This window comes from Nocardioides sp. cx-173 (genome assembly GCF_021117365.1).
GTDB lineage: Bacteria > Actinomycetota > Actinomycetes > Propionibacteriales > Nocardioidaceae > Nocardioides.
In genome coordinates this window covers 2,099,605-2,118,454 of record NZ_CP088262.1, presented here as the reverse complement: position 1 = coordinate 2,118,454, position 18,850 = coordinate 2,099,605, and the positions used below count along the sequence as shown (strand labels likewise).

Genomic DNA, 18,850 nt, shown 5'->3' with positions numbered 1-18,850 from the left:
CGGCACTACTCGACGGCGGCCATGCTGACGCCGAGCCCGACCATCATCGTGCCGCCGGCCACGCCGAGGGCGTCGAGCCGCTCCGGGCGCCGCCCGAACCAGTCGCGCGCCTTCCCCGCCGCCAGCGCCCACAGGCTGTCGGAGGCGACGCACAGTGCGCCGAACACCGCCCCGAGCATCAGCAGCTGCAGGCGCGTGTGACCGGCTGCGTCGTTGACGAAGTGCGGCAGGAAGGCCACGAAGAAGACCACGGTCTTGGGGTTGGTCAGCCCGACCAGGAAGCCGATGCGCAGCGAGCGCCGAGCCGACTGCCCCCGCGCGAGCGCCCGCGCCTCCTCGTCCACGGCGCCGAGCGCCGTCCGCGCGTCGGCGCGGTGACGGATGGCCTGTACGCCCAGCCACACGACGTACCCGGCGCCCGCGAGCTTGATGGCCGTGTAGGCCGTGGCGCTCGCCGCGACCACCGCCCCGAGTCCCCACGCGACCGCGACGACCTGCGCGACGATCCCGGCGGCGTTGCCCACCACAGAGAGCAGCGCGTCGCGCCGCCCGACGGTGAGCGCCCGGCCGATCGTGAACAGCAGGCTCGGCCCCGGAACCTGGATGAACAGGATGCTGGCGACCGCGAACGCAAGCCACTGGCTGGGGGTCGGGGCGGCCAGTTCCATGGCCGCAGTATCCCCCAAGTCATCCCCCAAGCGATCCCCCAGGCGATCCCCCAAGCGATCTCCCGAGCGCCGCAGTCCCGCATCGGCTGGACCCGTTTGAGCCACGGCCGCCCGGTCACCGGGGGACATGCAGTCCGACATCACGATCACCGTCGACGGCACCGAGCACCACACGACCGTCGACACCCGCACGACAGTGCTCGACCTCCTGCGCGAGCGGCTGGGGGTGACCTCGCCCAAGAAGGGCTGCGACCACGGCCAGTGCGGCTCGTGCACCGTCCTGCTCGACGGCCGGCGCCACCTGACGTGCCTGGCGCTCGCGGTCGCCCACGACGGCGCCGAGGTCACCACCGCCGCCGGGCTCTCCGAAGGTGAGGAGCTGCACCCGGTGCAGCAGGCGTTCCTGGACCACGACGGCCTCCAGTGCGGCTACTGCACCCCGGGCCAGGTCTGCTCCGCGGTGGGCATGCTCGACGAGGCGAAGCAGGGCCACCCGAGCCACGTCACCGAGGACCTCGAGGCGGAGGCGGACCTCACTGACGACGAGATCCGCGAGCGCATGAGTGGCAACCTGTGCCGGTGCGGCGCGTACGCCGGGATCCTCGCCGCGGTCCGCGAGTCGGCGGGCCGGGCATGAGGGAGCTGGCCTACCTGCGTCCCGACGACGCCGCGTCGGCGGTGGAGGCGGTCGCCGGCAACCCGGCGGCGCGCTTCGTGGGCGGCGGCACCAACCTGGTCGACCACCTCAAGCTCGGCGTCACCGCACCGGAGCTGCTCGTCGACGTGCGCCGCCTCCCGATGGACGCGGTCACCGAGACCGAGACGCCCGACGGACCCGGCCTGCGCATCGGCGCCAACGTGCGCAACAGCGACCTGGCGGCGCATCCGCTCGTGCGCAGCCTCTTCCCCGCCGTCTCCCGCGCGCTGCTCTCCGGGGCGTCGGCCCAGATCCGTCACCAGGCCACGACCGCCGGCAACCTCCTTCAGCGCACTCGCTGCGTGTACTTCCAGGATGTGACCACCCCCTGCAACAAGCGGGAGCCCGGCACCGGCTGCTCCGCGCTGGAGGGCTACCCCCGCTACAACGCGATCCTGGGCGCGAGCGAGGCCTGCGTCACGACCCACCCCTCAGACCTGGCGGTGGCGCTCGTCGCGCTCGACGCCACGGTCGTTGTGCTCGGTCCCGACGGCGAGCGCCGGGTCGCGATGGGCGACCTGCACCGGCTCCCCGGGGACCGGCCCGAGCAGGACACCACCCTGGCGCACGGCGAACTGGTCACCGCGGTCGAGCTGACCGCCGGTCGGCTGCCCCGCCGCTCGACGTACTACAAGGCCCGCGACCGGGCGTCGTACGCGTTCGCGCTGGTCTCGGTGGCCGGCGCGCTCCAGCTCGACGACGACACCGTGACCGACGTCCGGCTCGCGTGGGGCGGGGTCGCCCACCGGCCGTGGCGCGCCACGCGCGCCGAGGACGCACTGCGCGGTCGCCCGTTCAGCGAGGACGCCGTGCGCGCCGCGTGCGAGGAGGAGCTCGCCGCAGCGTCCACCTCCCCCGGCACCGCCTTCAAGGTGCCGATGGTCCGCAACGCCTCCGCGCTGGTGCTCACCCGGCTGGTCCGGGAGGCGCGATGACCGAGCTGCTGCCCGACCCCGTCCCCGCCCGCGCCATGGGCTCGGCCCGCGTCCGCGCCGACGGACGCGCCAAGGTCACCGGGCTCGCGGCGTACGCCGTCGAGCACGCGGCGCAGGACCCGCTCTGCCTCTGGCTGGTGCAGTCGACGGTCGCCAAGGGCCGGGTCACCGGGCTCGACCACGACGCCGCGCTGGCGCACCCGGGGGTCGTCGCGGTGCTCGACCACACCAACGCGCCGCGCCTGGTCACCGACGACCCGGAGGCGACCGACCCCGAGCTCGTGGTGCTGCAGGACCCGGCCGTGGCCTACCGCGGCCAGATCGTCGCCGCCGTCCTGGCCGAGACCGTCGAGGCCGCCCGCGAGGGCGCCGCTCTGGTGCGCGTCCACTACGGGACGGAGCCCCACCGCGCGGAGATGCGCGACGACTCCCCGGCCTACGCGCCCGAGAGCGTCAACCCCGACCAGCCGACCGACACCGACGACGGCGACGTGGAGGCCGGCCTCGCCGAGGCCGACGTGGTGGTCGACGAGACCTACCGGACCGCCTACGAGCACAACAACCCCATGGAGCCGCACGCCGTGACGGCCACCTGGACCGAGGACGAGGACGGCCCGCGGCTCACCCTCGTCGACTCCACCCAGGGCGTGCACCCGGTCGCGGCGACGCTGGCCCCGATGCTCGGGCTGCCGAAGGAGCGGCTCCGGGTGCTCGCGCCGTACGTCGGGGGCGGGTTCGGCAGCAAGGGGCTGCCCCACGCCCCCGAGATGGCCGCCGCGCTCGCCGCGCGCACGGTGCCCGGTCGCGCGGTCCGGCTGGCCGTCACCCGCCAGCAGATGTTCGCGCTGACCGGCTACCGCACGGCGACGGTCTCCCGCTTCCGGCTCGGCGCCCGCGCCGACGGGACCCTGCTCGCCATCGAGCACCAGGTGCGCGAGCAGACCTCCGCCCTCAAGGAGTACGCCGAGCAGACCGCGACCCCGACCCGGATGCTCTACGCCGCCCCCCACCGGCGGACGCGACACCGGCTGGTCGAGCTCGACGTCGCGGTCCCCTCGTGGATGCGGGCGCCCGGCGAGATGCCCGGCGTCTACGCCCACGAGGTCGCGATGGACGAGCTGGCGACCGCATGCGGGATCGACCCGGTCGAGCTGCGTGTGCGCAACGAGCCCGACGTCGACCCCGAGACGGGCAAGCCGTTCTCGGGACGACGCCTGGTCGAGTGCCTCGAGCGCGGCGCCGAGCTGTTCGGCTGGGCCGACCGGCCGTCCGAGCCGCGCGCCACCGTCGACGGCGAGTGGTGGGTCGGCACCGGCGTGGCCAGCGCGACGTACCCCACGATGACCATGGCCGGCAGCCAGGCGCGGGTGCGCGCTCTCGGCGGCGGCCGCTACGCCGTCGCCATCGGCTCGGTCGACATCGGCACCGGCGCCCGCACGGTGCTGGCCCAGATCGCCGCCGACGCCCTGGGCGTCGCGGTCGACGACGTGGACCTGCAGATCGCCGACACCGACCTGCCGATGGCGACCGTCGCCGGCGGCTCCTCGGGCACCAGCTCCTGGGGCTCCGCGATCGTCGCCGCCGCGCAGCAGTTCCGCCACGACCACGGGGACGGCCCCGACGCCGGGGTCCACACGACGGCGTCCGCCGCCGAGAGCCCCGGCATGGAGCAGTACGCCACCCACGCGTTCGGCGCGGTCTTCGCCGAGGCCCGGGTGCACCGCTACACCGGCGAGGTGCGGGTGCCCCGGCTGCTGGGCGTCTACTCCGTCGGTCGCGTCCTCAACCCGGTCACGGCCCGCTCCCAGCTCCTCGGCGGGCTGACGATGGGGCTCTCGGCGGCGCTGTTCGAGGAGTCCCACCGCGACCCGCGCTTCGGCCACGTCGTCACCCAGGACCTCGCGACGTACCACGTCGCCGCCCACGCCGACGTCCGCGGCATCGAGGCCGTCTGGCTCGACGAGGAGGACCTGCACGTCAACCCGATGGGCTCGCGCGGCATCGGGGAGATCGGCATCGTCGGCTCCCCCGCCGCGGTCGCCAACGCGACCTACCACGCGACGGGGGTGCGGGTCCGCTCGATCCCGATCACCCCCGACCGCTTCGTGGAGTGACCCGCCCTCGCGACCACCGTCAGAGGTGGTCCGGCACGACCAGCGCGTCGGGATCCTGGCGCACCGGCATCGCGGCGACCGCGACCCGGGTGAGCTCGGCGGCCGCGGCGACCAGGCGCCGGCGCTTGCGGGGCGACATGGCGTCCCATGCCTCCGGGCGCCGGTGCTCGAGGAGCTGCCGGCTGCCGGCCTCCGCCGCCGCCTCGTACTCCGCTGCGCTGAACTCCGGTCGGGCGCCCACGGTCGGACGCTCGGGCAGGGCGGTCAGCACCGGCAGCACGATCTCCCCGGCCGCCACCTTGCGCGGGTAGGTCTCGGCCCTGCCCAAGGCCTCGTAGGCCGCGGCGGCGTCGCCGCGGCGCCACGGCGGCCGGGTCGCAATGAACAGCCGGCGCGCCACCGCGTCGACCCCCACCGTCATCTCGTGCTCGGTGAACCTCATGGAGCACCATCATCCGGGACGGGGTTGAGCGCCGTCGGCCGGGGGAAGGGTGGCGGCATGCGACGACGACGTACCTACGCACTGACCCTGGCGGCGGCGGTGGCGGTGGCCACGACGACCGCCGGCTGCAGCGATGACGAAGGACCCAGCAAGCCGGACGGGCCCCGCGGCGGCTCCTCGGCCTCCTCGGCCTTCTCGGTCGCCTCGGCGCTGGGGCGACTTCCCGCCATCGGTGACGACGGCGTGATGGTCACGGTCGCGGACGTCGCCGCGATCCGAGCGGCCAACGACCTGGAGATACCCGACCTCTCCGATCTGGACGCGGTCGGCGACTACGGGATCGAGATGACCGGCGCCGACGACGACGCGAGGGCCATGCTGGTGCCGGGCAACCTCAGCCACGGCCTGCACTGGAAGGACGAGCTCGACCGCTTCGGGTTCTCCTGGCTGGAGGCCGACGCGCTGGCCTCCGTCTACGCGGCCCCCGGGGAGTTCACCTGGACGGCGTACGCCGATCCGGTCGAGCCGGCCGACGGCCTCGAGGACGTGGGCGACGGAATGCTGTCGACCGTCTCCGACCCCGACGACGACAACGCGGTGTTCGCTGCCGTGGAGGGCAGCCAGGCGGCCCTCTCGCGCGATCGCGACGACCTGGCCGACTGGCTGGCGGACGAGGGGCCGACCCTCGCCGACGACGAGTCCCTCACCTCCCTCGCGGCCGCGCTCGACGAGGAGGAGGTCCTCTCGGCCTACCTCGTGCACATAGGGGGCGACGACCCCTCCGCGCTCGCCCTGGGTTGGACGGTCGACGCGGACGGACCAGGTGTGCTCGTCGTCTACGACGCCGGCGACAGCGACGCTGCCGCCGCTGGCCTCGCGTCCCTGCGCGAGTCCTACGCCGCCCCGGAGGTCTCCGAGCATCTCGACGTGGAGCAGATCGAGGCGAGGGGCAGGGTCATGGTGGTGACCGCGTCGCCGACAGAGGGCCTGGTCAGGGGCGTCCTCGAGCTGCTCCGCACCTTCGAGCTCCCGGGCATGCGCTGACGGCGACGACCCGGCGCCCTCGAGCGCGTCCTGGTGACGGGAGTGGCGCCGGGACCGGCTGGGCCCGCGCCGTACGATGTCGGTCGCGGTCCGCCCGCGCGCCACCGCGTGAGAGACCGCGGGCTCCGACCCACGAGAGGCCTCCCCCGTGTCCCTGCGATCCGCGACCTCGCGCTCGCTCCTCACCCTGGTGCTCGCGGCCGGCCTGCTGGGCGCGTGCGACCTCGGGTCCGACCCGGCCGAGCCGCCGGCCCAGCCGGCACCCCCCGAGTCGACGCAGGACGCCGGCCAGAACGTCGTCCCGCCGCCGAGGCCGGCCGACGACCGTCCCAACATCGTCATGGTGCTCGTCGACGACATGCGCACCGACGAGCTGGCCTACCTGCCCAAGACCCGCGCCCTGCTGGCCCGCCACGGCGTGCGCTTCCCGCACAACATCAGTCCGCATCCCTTGTGCTGCCCGGCCCGAGCCTCACTGGCCACCGGCTCCTACGCGCAGACCAACGGGGTCCTGCACAACAGCGGTGACCGGGGTGGCTACGAGGCGCTCGAGCCGGGCCAGACCTATGCCCCCTGGCTGCAGCGGTCCGGCTACCGCACCGCGTTCGTCGGCAAGTTCCTCAACGACTACAGCCACCGGGACCCGCGAGAGCCGGGCTGGGACGTCTGGAGCGCGCAGGTCGACCGGGTCTCGGCCTACCGGCGCGCCCGCTTCTTCGGTGAGAAGGTCGAGCGTGGCTACGTGACCACCCAGATCGAGCAACGCACCAACGACCTGGTCACCGACGTGGCCGGGAAGGGCTCGCCCTTCTTCCTCGTCAGCAACCACACCGCGCCCCACGTGCAGATGAAGGAGCGCGACAACGGCCGCTACGAGCAGCTCCCGCCGCCGGCCGAGCCGCGCTACGCACACCGCTACGACGACGCGGCTGACCCGGCGTTCTTCCGCAAGCCGTCCTTCCTGGTGCCGTGGCCCGGCGGCAAGACCCTGACCCGCGAGGAGATGCGCGAGCTCCACCTGGCCCGAGCGCGATCCCTCGCCTCTGTCGACGACGCCGTGGCCTCGCTGGTCCGGACCCTGCGCCGCACCGGTGAGCTCGCCAACACCTACGTCGTCTTCACCTCCGACAACGGTCACGCCCTGGGTGAGCACGGCTACCGCACCAAGAACTACCTGATGCGCGAGATGCTCGACGTGCCACTGGTGGTCAGGGGTCCCGGCGTCGCCCGCGGCGCCAGCACCGCGATCACCTCGCTCGTCGACCTCCCGGCGACGTTCCTCGAGATCGCGGCCGTCAAGGCCCGGCACCGGCTGGACGGGGTCTCGCTGCTGCCGCAGCTGCGGCACCCGCAGCGCCGCCCGCGCGGCTGGCGCGACACGACGCTGGTGCAGACCGGCAACAACCAGGATGCGGGCCCGGAGCCGTTCTGGGAGTCCCGCGGCGTCCAGACCCGGCGCTATCTCTACGGCTACGACCCCGGGGGCACCACCGGCAACTGGCCGGAGTTCCTCTTCGACCGCGAGCGCGACCCCTACGAGCTCACCAACGTGGTGGATGACCCCGCCTACGCCGGTGTCGTGGCGGAGCTGCAGCGGCGCACCGCGGCGCTCGTGGACTGTGTCGGACGGGCGTGCAACCGCGTCTTCGGGCCGGACCCTCGGCCGACGGACGACCCGGTGAGGGCGTCGTGACCGCGGAGCGGGGCGAGCGCCTCGCCGACTGGCTGGACCGCCTCGGCCTGGCCGACCACCTCGCGGAGGCCGGTCTGCCGACGTACGTCCGCGACGAGCGCGGCCACGCCCGCTGGACCGACCCGGGCACGGGTGAGCCGCTCAACGCCGACCAGCTCGACCAGCTCGACCGGCTGCTGCACCAGCAGGGCTCCGAGCCCGAGCACGCCGTCCCCGTGGCGCTGCTCCTCCTCGCGCGCCACGCGCGGGTGCGCGAGGAGCTGCTGGCCGGTGAGTGGTTCACCTACGAGACGCTGGCCGCGCTGCGCGGCGCCTCGGTCAACGCGACCCGCTTCGCCGTCCACAAGGCCCACGCCGAGCACCGGCTGCTGCTACTCGCGACCGAGACGGGCACCGTGATCCCGGCGTTCCAGCTCACGGCGGACGGCGAGCCGCGGCCCGACCTGGCGCCGGTGCTCGAGCCACTGCTCGCGGCGGGCATGGACCCGTGGCGTTCCTGGGCCTGGCTGACCCAGCCGGCCGGGCTCCTGGGCGGGCAGGTGCCGGAGCGGCTGGTCGCCGACCCGGCCGAGGCAGACCTGGTGCGCTACGCGGCGCTCCGGCTGGCCGAGCGAGTCGCCGCCTCCGGCTGAAGGGCCGGCCCACGCCCCAGCCCACGCCAGAACGCACTCGAGCCCGGCCGACCGTGGCGGTCGACCGGGCTCGGGTGGTGAGGATCAGACGAGGTCGAAGCGGTCCAGCTCCATGACCTTGGTCCACGCGGCGACGAAGTCGGCCACGAACTTCTCGCGAGCGTCGTCGCTCGCGTAGACCTCGGCCAGCGCCCGCAGCTGCGAGTTGGAGCCGAAGATCAGGTCGACCGCGGTGGCGGTCCACTTGAGCTCGTCGGTCGCGACGTCGCGGATCTCGTAGACGTTCTCCTCCGACTCCGAGGCCACCCAGCGCGCACCGGGCGCGAGCAGGTGGGTGAAGAAGTCGTTGGTCAGGACGCCCGGACGATCGGTGAGCACGCCGTGCTGCACGCCGCCCACGTTGTTGCCCAGCGCCCGCAGACCGCCGACCAGCACGGTCATCTCGGGAGCCGTCAGGTCGAGCATGTAGGCCTTCTCGACCAGCAGCTTCTCCGGCATCAGCTTCTCACCGGCCCGCAGGTAGTTGCGGAACCCGTCGGCGCGAGGCTCGAGCACCCGGAAGGAGTCCGTGTCGGTCTGCTCCTGGGTGGCGTCGGTGCGTCCCGCGTGGAACGGCACGGTGACCTCCATGCCGGCGTCCTTGGCCGCCTTCTCGATCGCCGCGTTGCCCGCGAGGACGATCAGGTCGGCCAGCGAGACCTGCGCGCCGCCGGCGGCGTTGAAGTCGGCCTGGATGGCCTCGAGCTTGCCGAGCACGGCGGCCAGCTGCTCGGGCTGGTTGGCCGTCCAGTTCCGCTGCGGCTCCAGGCGGATGCGGGCGCCGTTGGCCCCGCCGCGCTTGTCGGTGGAGCGGAAGGTCGAGGCCGAGGCCCACGCGGTGGAGACGAGCTCGGAGACCGAGAGCCCGGACTCCAGCACCTTCGCCTTGAGCGAGGCGATGTCGGCGTCGCCGACCAGCTCGCCCTGCACCGGCGGGACCGGGTCCTGCCACAGCTGCGGCTCGGCGACCCAGGGCCCGAGGTAGCGGTCGATCGGGCCCATGTCGCGGTGCAGCAGCTTGTACCAGGCCTTGGCGAAGGCGGTGGCGAACTCGTTGGGGTTCTCCAGGAACCGGCGCGAGATCTTCTCGTACTCGGGGTCGAAGCGCAGCGCCAGGTCGCTGGTCAGCATCGTGGGCTTGCGCTTCGGGGAGTCGGCGGCGGGTCCGGGGATGATGTCCTCGGCGTCCTTGGCGACCCACTGGAAGGCACCGGCGGGGCTCTTGACGAGCTCCCACTCGTACTTGAAGAGGAACTTGAAGAAGTCGTTGCTCCAGCGCGTCGGCGTCGAGGTCCAGGTGACCTCCAGGCCCGAGGTGATCGCGTCGGCGCCCTTGCCGGAGCCGAAGGAGCTCTTCCAGCCCAGGCCCTGCTCCTCGATCGGCGCGGCCTCGGGCTCGGGCCCGACCAGGTCGGGGTCACCGGCGCCGTGGGTCTTGCCGAAGGTGTGGCCGCCGGCGATGAGTGCGACGGTCTCCTCGTCGTTCATCGCCATCCGGGCGAAGGTGTCGCGGATGTCGCGGGCCGACGCGAGCGGGTCGGGGTTGCCGTTGGGTCCCTCGGGGTTGACGTAGATCAGACCCATCTGGACGGCGCCCAGCATCTCGTCGAGGGTGCGCTCCTCGGTGTAGCGCTCGTCCCCCAGCCAGGTGTCCTCGGGGCCCCAGATGATCTCCTCGGGCTCCCAGATGTCCTCGCGGCCGAAGCCGAAGCCGAAGGTCTGGAAGCCCATGTCCTCCAGCGCGACGGTGCCGGCGTAGACCAGCAGGTCGGCCCAGGAGATCTTCTGGCCGTGCTTCTGCTTGACCGGCCACAGCAGGCGGCGCGCCTTGTCCAGGTTGGCGTTGTCGGGCCAGCTGTTCAGCGGGGCGAACCGCTGGCTGCCCTCGCCGGCGCCGCCGCGGCCGTCGTAGATGCGGTAGGTGCCGGCCGCGTGCCAGCTCATCCGGATGAAGAGGCCGCCGTAGTGACCGAAGTCGGCGGGCCACCAGTCCTGCGAGGAGTTGAGCACCTCGACGATGTCACGGCGCAGCTCGGCGAGGTCGAGCTTCTTGAACTCCTCCGAGTAGGAGAAGTCGGGGCCCAGCGGGTTGCTCTTCGACGAGTGCGCGTGCAGCGGCGTGAGGTCGAGGCTGTTGGGCCACCAGTCCTGGTTGGTGTGGGGCCGCCCGGCCTTCGGCTGCGGCGAGGGGATCGCGGGGTTCTCGCTCTCGCTGCCGTGCGCCGCGGCGGAGTCGTGCATCACCGGGCACCCACCCTCGGCCTTGCGGTCCACCCCCTGGGGGCTCTCCGGGGTGGTGCTGTCCTGGCTGTCGCTCATGTGCTTCCTTCCAACTGACGGTTCACTGGGTGGTGCTGACGGCCGCGGCACGTGGGACAGAGGCCCCAGTAGACGACCTCCGCCTCGTCGATCACGAAACCGTGGTCGTCGGAGGCGGCAAGGCAAGGGGCCTGGCCGACGGCGCAGTCGACGTCGGCGATGGTGCCGCAGGAGCGGCACACGATGTGGTGGTGGTTGTCCCCCACCCGGGCTTCATAGCGCGCGGTGGTGCCTGCGGGCTGGATCCGGCGGACCAGGCCCGCCTCGGTGAGGGCGCGCAGGACGTCGTACACGGTCTGGTGCGAGACGCTCGCGTACTCGCGGCGGACCTGCTCGAGCACGTCGTCGGTGTCGAGGTGGGGGTGGTCGTAGACCACGGCCAGCACGGCCAGCCGGGGCTGCGTCACCCTCAGGGACGCCTCCCGCAGCAGCGACTCGTACTGCACCATGGACATGGCCGCCAGACTAGGGCTCTTTCTGGATTAGTTCAAGATTGACCAGCGGGCGGATGGCCTGCGCGGCCGGCTGGGTGGGCTGGGTCGGCTCAGCGCCGGCGGCCTCCCCGTGCGTGAGCCCGGTACCTCGCCCCGGCGCCGTCGTTGGCGACGACCCCCGCCAGTCTCACGCGCCAGGAGCTCCGTGGCCCCCGTGCCGGCCGCACCTGATGCTCGACCCAGATCCGCAGGAGCGCCAGGAGGAGCAGAATGACGATGATGGTGGTCATGGTCCCCTCCTTCACTGGGCCGCCACCAGGCTGGGCCGGCCCGACTCCATGGTGCCTCGCGGTAGGGGGCCGGGGAAGATCCGTCGTCGGCTTTCGCCTGCACGGGTGAGGGGGACGGCCGGTTTTCACCTGTCCGGGCGACCGGATGCCACCGTCGTGGCGCACGTCCGGCGCGGGCGACCACATCGCCCGGGGTCGTGAGGCGTCCGACCCCGTAGGCAGGTTGCGGTGGCTGTCGCTGAGTCTCGGATCGGCAGGCGCGTGACGCTGGGACCTACCGCATGAGGGCGACTGGCCGTGAGGGCCGTGCGCGGGCCCCGAACGCGAGCTCAGGCGAGGGCGGCCAGCCTTCGGTTCCACCACCGCGGCCGACCCTGGGCCTGCTGAACCAGTCCCGCGTACTCGCGGGGGGTCGCCCAGCGCAGCGCCGGGAGCGCCACGGCGCACGCTGCCGCGCCCCACCGCCACCGTCGTCTGGTCTCGACGAGGCCGGCGACGGCGGCGACGCCGGAGACCTGCAACAGCAGGTTGTACGGACCCATCACCGGGCCTCGCATCCCCTCGCACTCCTCCAGCCAGGGCAGTCCTCGACGAGTGGTCCGGGGCCAGCTCGTGTAGTGCCCCAGCACCGCTGCCAGGAAGAGACCGTTCGCCGCCGCGAACGCTTGATCGCCGCGCGGGCTGCGCAGGCGACCGGCCGCCACGTAGGCGGCGCCGGCGGACGCTGCGTAGCCCAGCACGGCGGGGCCCACGCCGAGGCGCGGTGCCAGCGGCACCCCCACCCCCGCCGCCAGCTCATAACCGAGGTGGCCGGCCATGCCGAGGATGCCGATCCGGGTCCAGGGCCGACTCGGCAGGCTCACTCGGGGTCCGGCGCCTGATCCAGGTCCACCAGCAGCCGGGCCAGCTGGGCCGGAGTGACGCCCGCCCGCTGTGCGGCCTCCGCCAGCCGGGCCTGGGCGGTCTCGGCGTCGATCCCCTCTCGGCGGGCCGTGAGCACCACGGCGAGAGCGAGGTCCATCTCCTCGCGGAGCAGCTCCGGGGCCAGCTCGGCCGTGCTGCGGGTACCCTCATCCGCGGATCACATGCCGGTGCCACGCCGGGTACGTCGCCGACCGGGTCTCAGTGGTGGAAGCTGGTGCCCTCCTCCGCCGTCAGCGACTCCTTGGGGCCATGCTTGTCCAGGACCTTCATCGAGCGTCGGTAGTCGTCGAGGAGCAGGGTGGCCATGTCCCGGCTGAAGTCGTGCCGCACGAGCACCCGCTGGATGGCGAGGTCCTCCCGGTCAGGGGGCAGCGTGTAGGCGGGGACCTGCCACCCGCGGGTGCGCAGGCGATCGGCCAGGTCGAAGAGGTTGAACCCGTGGTCCACCCCCTCCTTGAGCTTCCAGGTGAGCCCCGGGATACCGCCGCGGCCGTCGTAGATCAGATCGAACGGACCCATCTTGGCGATCTCGTCGGCGAGGTAGCGAGCGGTGTCGTAGCCGGCCTGGTGGATCTTGCGGTAGCCCTCCCTGCCGAGCCGGAGGAAGTTGTAGTACTGCGCGACGATCTGGCCGCCGGGGCGCGAGAAGTTCAGCGCGAAGACCGCCATGTCGCCGCCGAGGTAGTTGACGTGGAAGACCAGGTCACCGGGCAGGTCCTCCGCGTCGCGCCACACGACCCAACCGACGCCCAAGGGCGCCAGGCCGAACTTGTGTCCGGAGGCGTTGATCGACTTCACCCGAGGCAGACGGAAGTCCCAGATCAGGTCCGGCTCGACGAACGGCGCGATGAACCCTCCGCTGGCGCCGTCGACGTGCATCGGGACATCGAGCCCCGTCTCCTCCTGCAGCTTGTCCAGGGCGGCCGCGACGTCGGCCACCGGCTCGTACTGGCAGGTGAACGTGACACCCAGGGTCGGGACGACGCCGATGGTGTTCTCGTCGACGCGCTTCACCGCCTCCTCGGGGTTCATGATGAGCCGGTCACCCTCCATCGGGATCTCGCGGAGCTCGACGTCCCAGTAGCGGGCGAACTTGTGCCAGCAGATCTGCACCGGGCCGGTGACCAGGTTGGGGCGGTCGGTGGGCTTGCCGTCGGCGCGACGACGCTCCCGCCACTTCCACAGCAGCGCCATCCCGCCGAGCATCGCCGCCTCGCTCGAGCCGGTGGTCGAGGTGCCCATCGTGTCGGCGGCATCGGGGCTGTTCCACAGGTCGGCGAGCATGTGCACGCAACGGGCCTCGAGCTCGGCCGTCTGCGGGTACTCGTCCTTGTCGATCATGTTCTTGTCGACCGACAGCGTCATGAGCTCGTCGATCTCGGGCTCGACCCAGGTCTGACAGAACGTCGCCAGGTTCTGACGCGAGTTGCCGTCGAGCATCAGCTCGTCGTGCACCACCTGGAAGACGTGCCTGGCGACGTGCTCGTCCTGGGGGAACTTGTACTTCGGCATCGCGACCGACAGGTCGGTGGAGGCGAAGACGTCGTCCTCGAGGGCGCCTCGGACGGAGTCCTTGTTGTGCAGCATGAAAATTGCTCCTCTGGTCAGCGCCCGGGGGCGCGGGGGGGGTCGGGGTGTGCCTGTGGCGAGGTGGTCGGGCTCCGTCGCCTATGGGGTGGGGATCGTCTCCTCGGTGTCGAGCTTGCGGAACGCGTGCTTGAACTCGTCGGCCTTGTCGGGGCAGTAGGTCGCGATCACCGCGAGGTCGTAGGCGACGAGGCTCGGGTCCAGCACCACTCGGCGCAGGTTGTTGGCGTTGTTGCCGAACTGGGACAGCGACAGCTGATGTTGGAGCTCGTCGATGTTCTCGCAGCTCACCCCGCCATCGGTGCCGTAGAGCGCCTCCGCCGTCTCCAGGCCTATCTGGGGGAGACCCAGCTCGGCGAGGTTGGCGTTGAGCTGCTCGGCCAGCCCCTGGGCCTCTGCGCTGTCCGGATCGGACGCGGTGCCGGCCGGCGAGCATGCGGCGAGCGCAAGGCCGGCGGCGAGGGCAAGTGCCGCCGTCCGAAGCATCGGGGAACGGACCGCTCGTGAGCGCGTGGAGATCATCGGACTCAGCCCTCCTGGACCGGCGTGTCGGAATGGGTGTGGTCCGGGGAGGAGTCGATCTTCCACTCCGGCTTGCGCAGCTTGTACAGGACGAACGGCCAGACGCCGAGCACGACGATGCCGGCCACGAGGATCAGGATGTAGACGCCCTGGGGCGTGGCATCCGCGTTCCCCGACGGCTCCACGAAGCCGAGGAGGAAGGCCGCCAGGCTGCCCAGGAAGCCCACCGTGCCGACCACGGGCATCAATGGCGTGCGGAAGCCGCGCTTGACGTTGGGGTGGGTGCGGCGCAGTCGCATCGCCGCCAGGAACATGACCATGTACATCAGCAGGTAGAGCTGGACGGCCATGGCTGTGAGGATCCAGAAGACCGACTGCACCGACGGCAGCACCGCGAACAGCACGGCCATAGCGGTCACGATGAGGCCCTGGACGACCATGATCGGAACCTGCATCCCCCGACTGTTGGTGCCCTGCAGACGCGGAGGCAGGTAGCCCTCCTTGCCCACGAGGAGCAGGCCCTTGCTGGGCCCGGGGATCCAGGTGACCACCGACGCGAGGATGCCCACGACGATCAGCAGGGCCATCACCGTGGTGCCCCAGGACATCCCCAGATGGTGGAAGAAGACGTCGAAGGCCTGCAGCACACCCTGCGTGAGGTTGACGCTCGATCCGGGCACCCCGATGGAGATGGCCAGCGTCGGCAGGATGAAGACGAACAGGATGAGGACGACGGACAGGACGATCGCCTTCGGGAACTCGATGCTGGGCCTGCGCATCTCGGTCACGTGCACGGCGTTCATCTCCATGCCGGCGTAGGAGAGGAAGTTGCTGACGATGAGCACGATGCTCGCCAGGCCGGTGAACTTCGGGAACCACTCGGCATCACCGACAGCCGGCAGGTGCGAGGTGCCGCCGTCCTGCCAGTAGATGACGGCGAAGACGATCAGTGCCGCGGCCGGCACGATGGTGCCGATCAGGAACCCCCAGGTCCCCACCTTGGCGAATGCGTCGACGCCGCGGGTCGCGATGAGGGTCGAGAACCAGTAGACGACAAGGATCACCAAGCCGGTGAAGAGCCCGGAGTTGGCCAGGCTCGGGTCGAACACGTAGGCCAGCGCCGAGGCGAAGAAGGCCAGCTGTGCCGGGTACCAGGCGACGTTCTGCATCCACTGCTGCCAGATCGCGAAGAAGCCGATCTGGTCGCCGTAGGCCTCTTTGACCCAGACGAAGACCCCGCCCTTCCAGCCGCTGGCCAGCTCGGCAGCGACGAGCGCGACCGGCACCATGAACAAGATGGCGGGCAGGACGTAGAGGAAGATCGAGGCCCAGTCGTAGGCCGCCATGGCCGGAAGCCCGCGCACGCTGGCCACCGCCGTGGCGATGAGGATCGCCATCGAGGTCCAGCTGATGAAGGTCCGGCCGGGCGCCGACGTCTGTGATGCCGTGGGCTGACCCTCTTCCTGAGTAGCCATCTCAACGCCTTCCGGTGGGTGCTGCGAGGTCGCTCGCCTGTCGTGGTGAGCGCCGACGTCCATGCTCACGAGGTGGGGTGGTCCCCTGCGAGGCGGCTGCTGACTCCATGCCGGTTCTCCCTGTCGACTCGGGCTGCGTGTCCTCCGAGCGTGCCCCTGGCAACCAGGGCCCACCAGTGACAAATGGCCCCCCCAGATCCGGGACCATCCCGGGCCGCCGGCCAGAGGCGTGTCCTCGGCCTGGTCAGCCGGCGGTGGACTGACGTGCCTCGGGGACGGTCGCGACCGCGGATGCGGCGGCGGAAGCGGGCAGGGCCGAGCGCACGCCCCACTCGAACAGCGCCAGCGCGAACAACGTGACCACTACCTGGTCGACACCGAAGGGCAGCACCTCGCGACCGCCGCCGAACCTCCCGAGGAAGGTCAGGACCAGCAAGCCGACGTAGTACGGGCCGAGCCAGACGAGGGACCCCAGCGACAACGAGCGGCCCAGCGCCGGGTCGCGGACCACGCGCCAGATCAGCACCCCGACGCCGACGGCGATCGGGATGGTCAGCTTGATCATCGTCTCCCAGCCGGTCCAGTAGATGATCAGGCTGACCACGACGAACGCGACCCGCGCCAGCACCGGCAGCGCTGCGAGTCGGAACGGTCGGGCCCGCTCGGGGACCTGGCGGCGCAGCGCGACGACGGTGACCGGCCCCAGGCACATCGACAGGACGATGGCGCCGGAGTTGAAGGAGAGCAGCTCCGACCAGCCGTCGCGGAAGGCGAGCAACAGGAGCAGCCCGACGGCGAGGTTCAGCAGCATCGCGCGCATGGGGACACCGTGCCGCGAGAAGATCGACAGGGCCCGCGGGAAGAGGCCGTTCTGTGCGACCGCGACCGCCAGCCGACCGGTGGAGGCCGTCGAGACGAGCCCGGCGCCGAACGGACCGAGGATGGCGTCGGCGACGACCAGCTTCGCGAGCGCCGTCATGCCGAGCGCGGTGAGCAGTGCTGCGAGGGGTCCGTTCGCGCCGCCTCGGTCGAGGGCTCCCCAGCCGTCGCCGAGAACGGCGGGGTCGATGGCGCCGATGAAGCCGATCTGGAGGACGGTGAAGAGCAGGGTGCAGATGAGGATGCCACCCACCAGGGCCACCGGGATGGTCACCTGCGGCCGCTTCGCCTCGCCGGCGAGGTCGAGCGCATGCCGGAAGCCCAGGAAGGCGAAGGCGACCCCGCCCGTGGTGATGGCGCTCAGGACGCCGGCCATCCCCTCGGGGGCGAAGCCCGTCTCGCGGATCGGCGCGGAGGAGAACTCGGTGAGCAGCGCGACCGCGATGACCACCGGGATGACGAGTTTCATCCACGTCAGTGCGGTGTTGACCCGAGTGAAGAGCGCGACGCCGTAGGCGTTGAGTGCCGTGAACGCCGCCAGCACGACGGCGGCGGCGGCGATGCCCGGCAGGCTCAGGGCGCTGTCTCCGCTGGCGGACGCCTTGGCGACGAAGAGCCAGTCGAAGGCCCGCTCGTTGCTGGCGTACTCCAGCATGGCCTGCGTCTCGATCGGTGCGGCGGTCACGTAGCCGACCCAGGCCACCCAGCCGATCGCGATGCCCACCCCCTGCCCGTGGCTGAAGGTGGGCAGCAGCCCGAGGCCGCCCACGACCGGCAGCATGGCGGAGATCTCGGCGTACACCAGCGCGACCGTGATGAGCATCAGGCCCGCGATCGGCCACGCGATGATGGCGGCGGGCCCGGCCTGGCGGGCGGCGAACAGCGGCGCGAACAGGATGCCGGAGCCGACCACCCCGCCGACGGCGACGAAGGTCAGCCCGAGCGGCCCCACCGAGCGACGGGGAGCGTGCGGCTCGTCGCTCGGGCGAACGTGGGGTTGCCGGATGCGGGTCATGACGACGACGTGCCGCTCTCCAGGATCGAGACGATCGAGTAGAGGGTGAAGCAGATCGCCCCCAGGCCCACCAGCACGTGCGCGGCGATGAACACGTTGGTGTCGGTGAACGCGGCCTGGAAGACGAACGCGGCCAGGAACAGGCAGCTGAGGGCGGTGACGATGGGGATGAGCGGGACCCGGTTGGCGAGGCTGAACGTGCGGCGCCACACGAGCGCGAGGAGCCCGACCTTGCTGAGGATGCTGAAGCAGACCAGGCCCAGGCCGATCATCACGTACCCAGGAGTCCGGTAGTAGGGCTCACGGTCGAGGATCAGCAGCACGACGCCCCACACCATGGCGAGCGACCCCATCACGATGACGAGCCAGGGCCACACGACGCGGTCCCGGGGGCCGTAGGAGTCCTGGACCTGGCGCAGGATGCTCCACACCAGGCCGATCAGGCTCGTGCAGATCATCGCGAGACCGCTGACCACGTGGCCCACCGTGAACCTGCTCGGCGAGGTGGTCAGCAGCAGGTTCGTGATCCCGAACCCCCAGGCCACAGCCGCCAGCAGCACCGGGAGCGCACCCAGCACGACCAGCACGACCCCGGAGAACGCCCCGGCTGGAGGCGTCCGGTCGCCGGCCGCCTTCGCGGAGTTGACGGGGATCAGCGAGAACTTCGTCGAGGCGGCGGCGACCGTGGACACGCAGCCGCTGATCAAGCCGAGTCCGAGGATGACGTGGCCGGCGACGTACTCCGGGTTGGCACCCTCACCGGAGGCGCCGGCGAAGACGGTGATGCCGTACGCCACGGTGCCGATCGCCGACAGGTACCCGAGCGCCGGGTAGAGCACCCGATCGACGGCGTTGAAGCGGCCGATCAGCTGGCGGATGATCGTGGCGGCCGTGCAGAACAGGCACAGGCAGATGGCGCCGAGGAACGTGACCACCCGCCCCGCAACAAAGTTGCCCGGCGCATCGCCGGCGTTCCAGACGTAGACGCCGAACCCGACGCAGACGCCCATCATGGCAAGCGGAATGGCTCGGAAGATGACGCTGACCCAATAGTTCACGAGAGCACGACCTTCAACTGGTTGAAGTCGGCCCGCACGCGACCTGACGGCCACGCGTCCACCCGTCGTCCCAGTAGAGCACG

The 18,850-nt window shown here is 71.7% G+C and carries 17 protein-coding genes; 6 read left to right on the top strand and 11 right to left on the bottom strand.

Going from position 1 to position 18,850, the window contains the following annotated elements:
* Window positions 1-5: 5 nt before the first annotated feature.
* Entirely contained in the window at window positions 6-668 is a 663-nt protein-coding gene (locus LQ940_RS10265; RefSeq protein WP_231244505.1) for a LysE family translocator, read from the bottom strand.
* 127 nt (window positions 669-795) lie between these two features.
* On the opposite strand from LQ940_RS10265, the gene LQ940_RS10260 reads away from it, so the two are divergent.
* Genes LQ940_RS10260 through LQ940_RS10250 form a run of 3 tightly spaced genes read left to right on the top strand, consistent with a single transcriptional unit; the run spans window position 796 to window position 4,414 of the window.
* The gene (locus LQ940_RS10260) at window positions 796-1,305 is read left to right on the top strand and encodes a 2Fe-2S iron-sulfur cluster-binding protein (RefSeq protein WP_231244504.1); all 510 of its coding nucleotides are present in this window, start codon (window positions 796-798) and stop codon (window positions 1,303-1,305) included.
* A complete protein-coding gene (locus LQ940_RS10255) occupies window positions 1,302-2,300 on the top strand; it encodes an FAD binding domain-containing protein (RefSeq protein WP_231244503.1) in 999 nt (332 codons plus the stop codon). The genes LQ940_RS10260 and LQ940_RS10255 overlap by 4 nt, the downstream gene beginning before the upstream one ends.
* On the top strand, window positions 2,297-4,414 hold the full coding sequence (locus LQ940_RS10250) for a xanthine dehydrogenase family protein molybdopterin-binding subunit (protein ID WP_231244502.1): 2,118 nt from the start codon (window positions 2,297-2,299) through the stop codon (window positions 4,412-4,414). The genes LQ940_RS10255 and LQ940_RS10250 overlap by 4 nt, the downstream gene beginning before the upstream one ends.
* Before the next feature lie 19 nt (window positions 4,415-4,433).
* On the opposite strand, the gene LQ940_RS10245 is transcribed toward LQ940_RS10250, so the two are convergent.
* Entirely contained in the window at window positions 4,434-4,856 is a 423-nt protein-coding gene (locus LQ940_RS10245; RefSeq protein WP_231244501.1) for a hypothetical protein, read from the bottom strand.
* 57 nt (window positions 4,857-4,913) lie between these two features.
* On the opposite strand from LQ940_RS10245, the gene LQ940_RS10240 reads away from it, so the two are divergent.
* The 3 genes from LQ940_RS10240 (at window position 4,914) to LQ940_RS10230 (ending at window position 8,225) form a co-directional block, all read left to right on the top strand.
* Window positions 4,914-5,900: a hypothetical protein gene (locus tag LQ940_RS10240; RefSeq protein ID WP_231244500.1), complete on the top strand. Its 987-nt coding sequence runs from the start codon at window positions 4,914-4,916 to the stop codon at window positions 5,898-5,900.
* Between the two features lie 148 nt (window positions 5,901-6,048).
* Window positions 6,049-7,593, top strand: a complete 1,545-nt coding sequence (locus LQ940_RS10235; protein WP_231244499.1) for a sulfatase-like hydrolase/transferase — start codon at window positions 6,049-6,051, stop codon at window positions 7,591-7,593.
* Window positions 7,590-8,225 carry a hypothetical protein gene (locus LQ940_RS10230; RefSeq protein ID WP_231244498.1) on the top strand — a complete coding sequence of 212 codons (636 nt, stop codon included), beginning with the start codon at window positions 7,590-7,592 and terminating at the stop codon, window positions 8,223-8,225. Before LQ940_RS10235 ends, LQ940_RS10230 begins: the two co-directional genes overlap by 4 nt.
* A gap of 84 nt (window positions 8,226-8,309) precedes the next feature.
* Here LQ940_RS10230 and katG read toward each other — a convergent pair whose 3' ends face one another.
* The 9 genes from katG to LQ940_RS10185 form a co-directional block, all read right to left on the bottom strand.
* Window positions 8,310-10,583: a catalase/peroxidase HPI gene (gene katG / locus LQ940_RS10225; RefSeq protein ID WP_231244497.1), complete on the bottom strand. Its 2,274-nt coding sequence runs from the start codon at window positions 10,581-10,583 to the stop codon at window positions 8,310-8,312.
* The gene (locus tag LQ940_RS10220; RefSeq protein ID WP_231244496.1) at window positions 10,580-11,038 is read right to left on the bottom strand and encodes a Fur family transcriptional regulator; all 459 of its coding nucleotides are present in this window, start codon (window positions 11,036-11,038) and stop codon (window positions 10,580-10,582) included. Before LQ940_RS10220 ends, katG begins: the two co-directional genes overlap by 4 nt.
* Window positions 11,039-11,636: 598 nt before the next feature.
* On the bottom strand, window positions 11,637-12,170 hold the full coding sequence (locus LQ940_RS10215) for a hypothetical protein (protein WP_231244495.1): 534 nt from the start codon (window positions 12,168-12,170) through the stop codon (window positions 11,637-11,639).
* Window positions 12,167-12,328 carry a hypothetical protein gene (locus LQ940_RS10210; RefSeq protein WP_231244494.1) on the bottom strand — a complete coding sequence of 54 codons (162 nt, stop codon included), beginning with the start codon at window positions 12,326-12,328 and terminating at the stop codon, window positions 12,167-12,169. Before LQ940_RS10210 ends, LQ940_RS10215 begins: the two co-directional genes overlap by 4 nt.
* Before the next feature lie 101 nt (window positions 12,329-12,429).
* Window positions 12,430-13,818, bottom strand: coding sequence for a glutamate decarboxylase (locus LQ940_RS10205; protein WP_231244493.1), 1,389 nt, complete (start codon window positions 13,816-13,818; stop codon window positions 12,430-12,432).
* An 81-nt stretch (window positions 13,819-13,899) separates the two neighbouring features.
* Window positions 13,900-14,304, bottom strand: coding sequence for a hypothetical protein (locus tag LQ940_RS10200; protein ID WP_231244492.1), 405 nt, complete (start codon window positions 14,302-14,304; stop codon window positions 13,900-13,902).
* Window positions 14,305-14,345: 41 nt separating this feature from the next.
* On the bottom strand, window positions 14,346-15,815 hold the full coding sequence (locus tag LQ940_RS10195; RefSeq protein WP_231244491.1) for an APC family permease: 1,470 nt from the start codon (window positions 15,813-15,815) through the stop codon (window positions 14,346-14,348).
* Window positions 15,816-16,059: 244 nt separating this feature from the next.
* Window positions 16,060-17,709, bottom strand: a complete 1,650-nt coding sequence (locus LQ940_RS10190) for an APC family permease (RefSeq protein WP_231244490.1) — start codon at window positions 17,707-17,709, stop codon at window positions 16,060-16,062.
* Window positions 17,706-18,767, bottom strand: coding sequence for a DUF2776 family protein (locus LQ940_RS10185; RefSeq protein ID WP_231244489.1), 1,062 nt, complete (start codon window positions 18,765-18,767; stop codon window positions 17,706-17,708). The genes LQ940_RS10190 and LQ940_RS10185 overlap by 4 nt, the downstream gene beginning before the upstream one ends.
* Window positions 18,768-18,850: the final 83 nt, after the last annotated feature.

What these genes read in the sequence shown, in the direction of transcription:
- LQ940_RS10265 (WP_231244505.1), bottom strand. Translation starts at nt 668, where the DNA reads ATGGAACTGGCCGCCCCGACCCCCAGCCAGTGGCTTGCGTTCGCGGTC.
- LQ940_RS10260 (WP_231244504.1), top strand. Translation starts at nt 796, where the DNA reads ATGCAGTCCGACATCACGATCACCGTCGACGGCACCGAGCACCACACG.
- LQ940_RS10255 (WP_231244503.1), top strand. Translation starts at nt 1,302, where the DNA reads ATGAGGGAGCTGGCCTACCTGCGTCCCGACGACGCCGCGTCGGCGGTG.
- LQ940_RS10250 (WP_231244502.1), top strand. Translation starts at nt 2,297, where the DNA reads ATGACCGAGCTGCTGCCCGACCCCGTCCCCGCCCGCGCCATGGGCTCG.
- LQ940_RS10245 (WP_231244501.1), bottom strand. Translation starts at nt 4,856, where the DNA reads ATGAGGTTCACCGAGCACGAGATGACGGTGGGGGTCGACGCGGTGGCG.
- LQ940_RS10240 (WP_231244500.1), top strand. Translation starts at nt 4,914, where the DNA reads ATGCGACGACGACGTACCTACGCACTGACCCTGGCGGCGGCGGTGGCG.
- katG (WP_231244497.1), bottom strand. Translation starts at nt 10,583, where the DNA reads ATGAGCGACAGCCAGGACAGCACCACCCCGGAGAGCCCCCAGGGGGTG.
- LQ940_RS10220 (WP_231244496.1), bottom strand. Translation starts at nt 11,038, where the DNA reads ATGTCCATGGTGCAGTACGAGTCGCTGCTGCGGGAGGCGTCCCTGAGG.
- LQ940_RS10210 (WP_231244494.1), bottom strand. Translation starts at nt 12,328, where the DNA reads ATGGACCTCGCTCTCGCCGTGGTGCTCACGGCCCGCCGAGAGGGGATC.
- LQ940_RS10205 (WP_231244493.1), bottom strand. Translation starts at nt 13,818, where the DNA reads ATGCTGCACAACAAGGACTCCGTCCGAGGCGCCCTCGAGGACGACGTC.
- LQ940_RS10200 (WP_231244492.1), bottom strand. Translation starts at nt 14,304, where the DNA reads ATGCTTCGGACGGCGGCACTTGCCCTCGCCGCCGGCCTTGCGCTCGCC.
- LQ940_RS10195 (WP_231244491.1), bottom strand. Translation starts at nt 15,815, where the DNA reads ATGGCTACTCAGGAAGAGGGTCAGCCCACGGCATCACAGACGTCGGCG.
- LQ940_RS10190 (WP_231244490.1), bottom strand. Translation starts at nt 17,709, where the DNA reads ATGACCCGCATCCGGCAACCCCACGTTCGCCCGAGCGACGAGCCGCAC.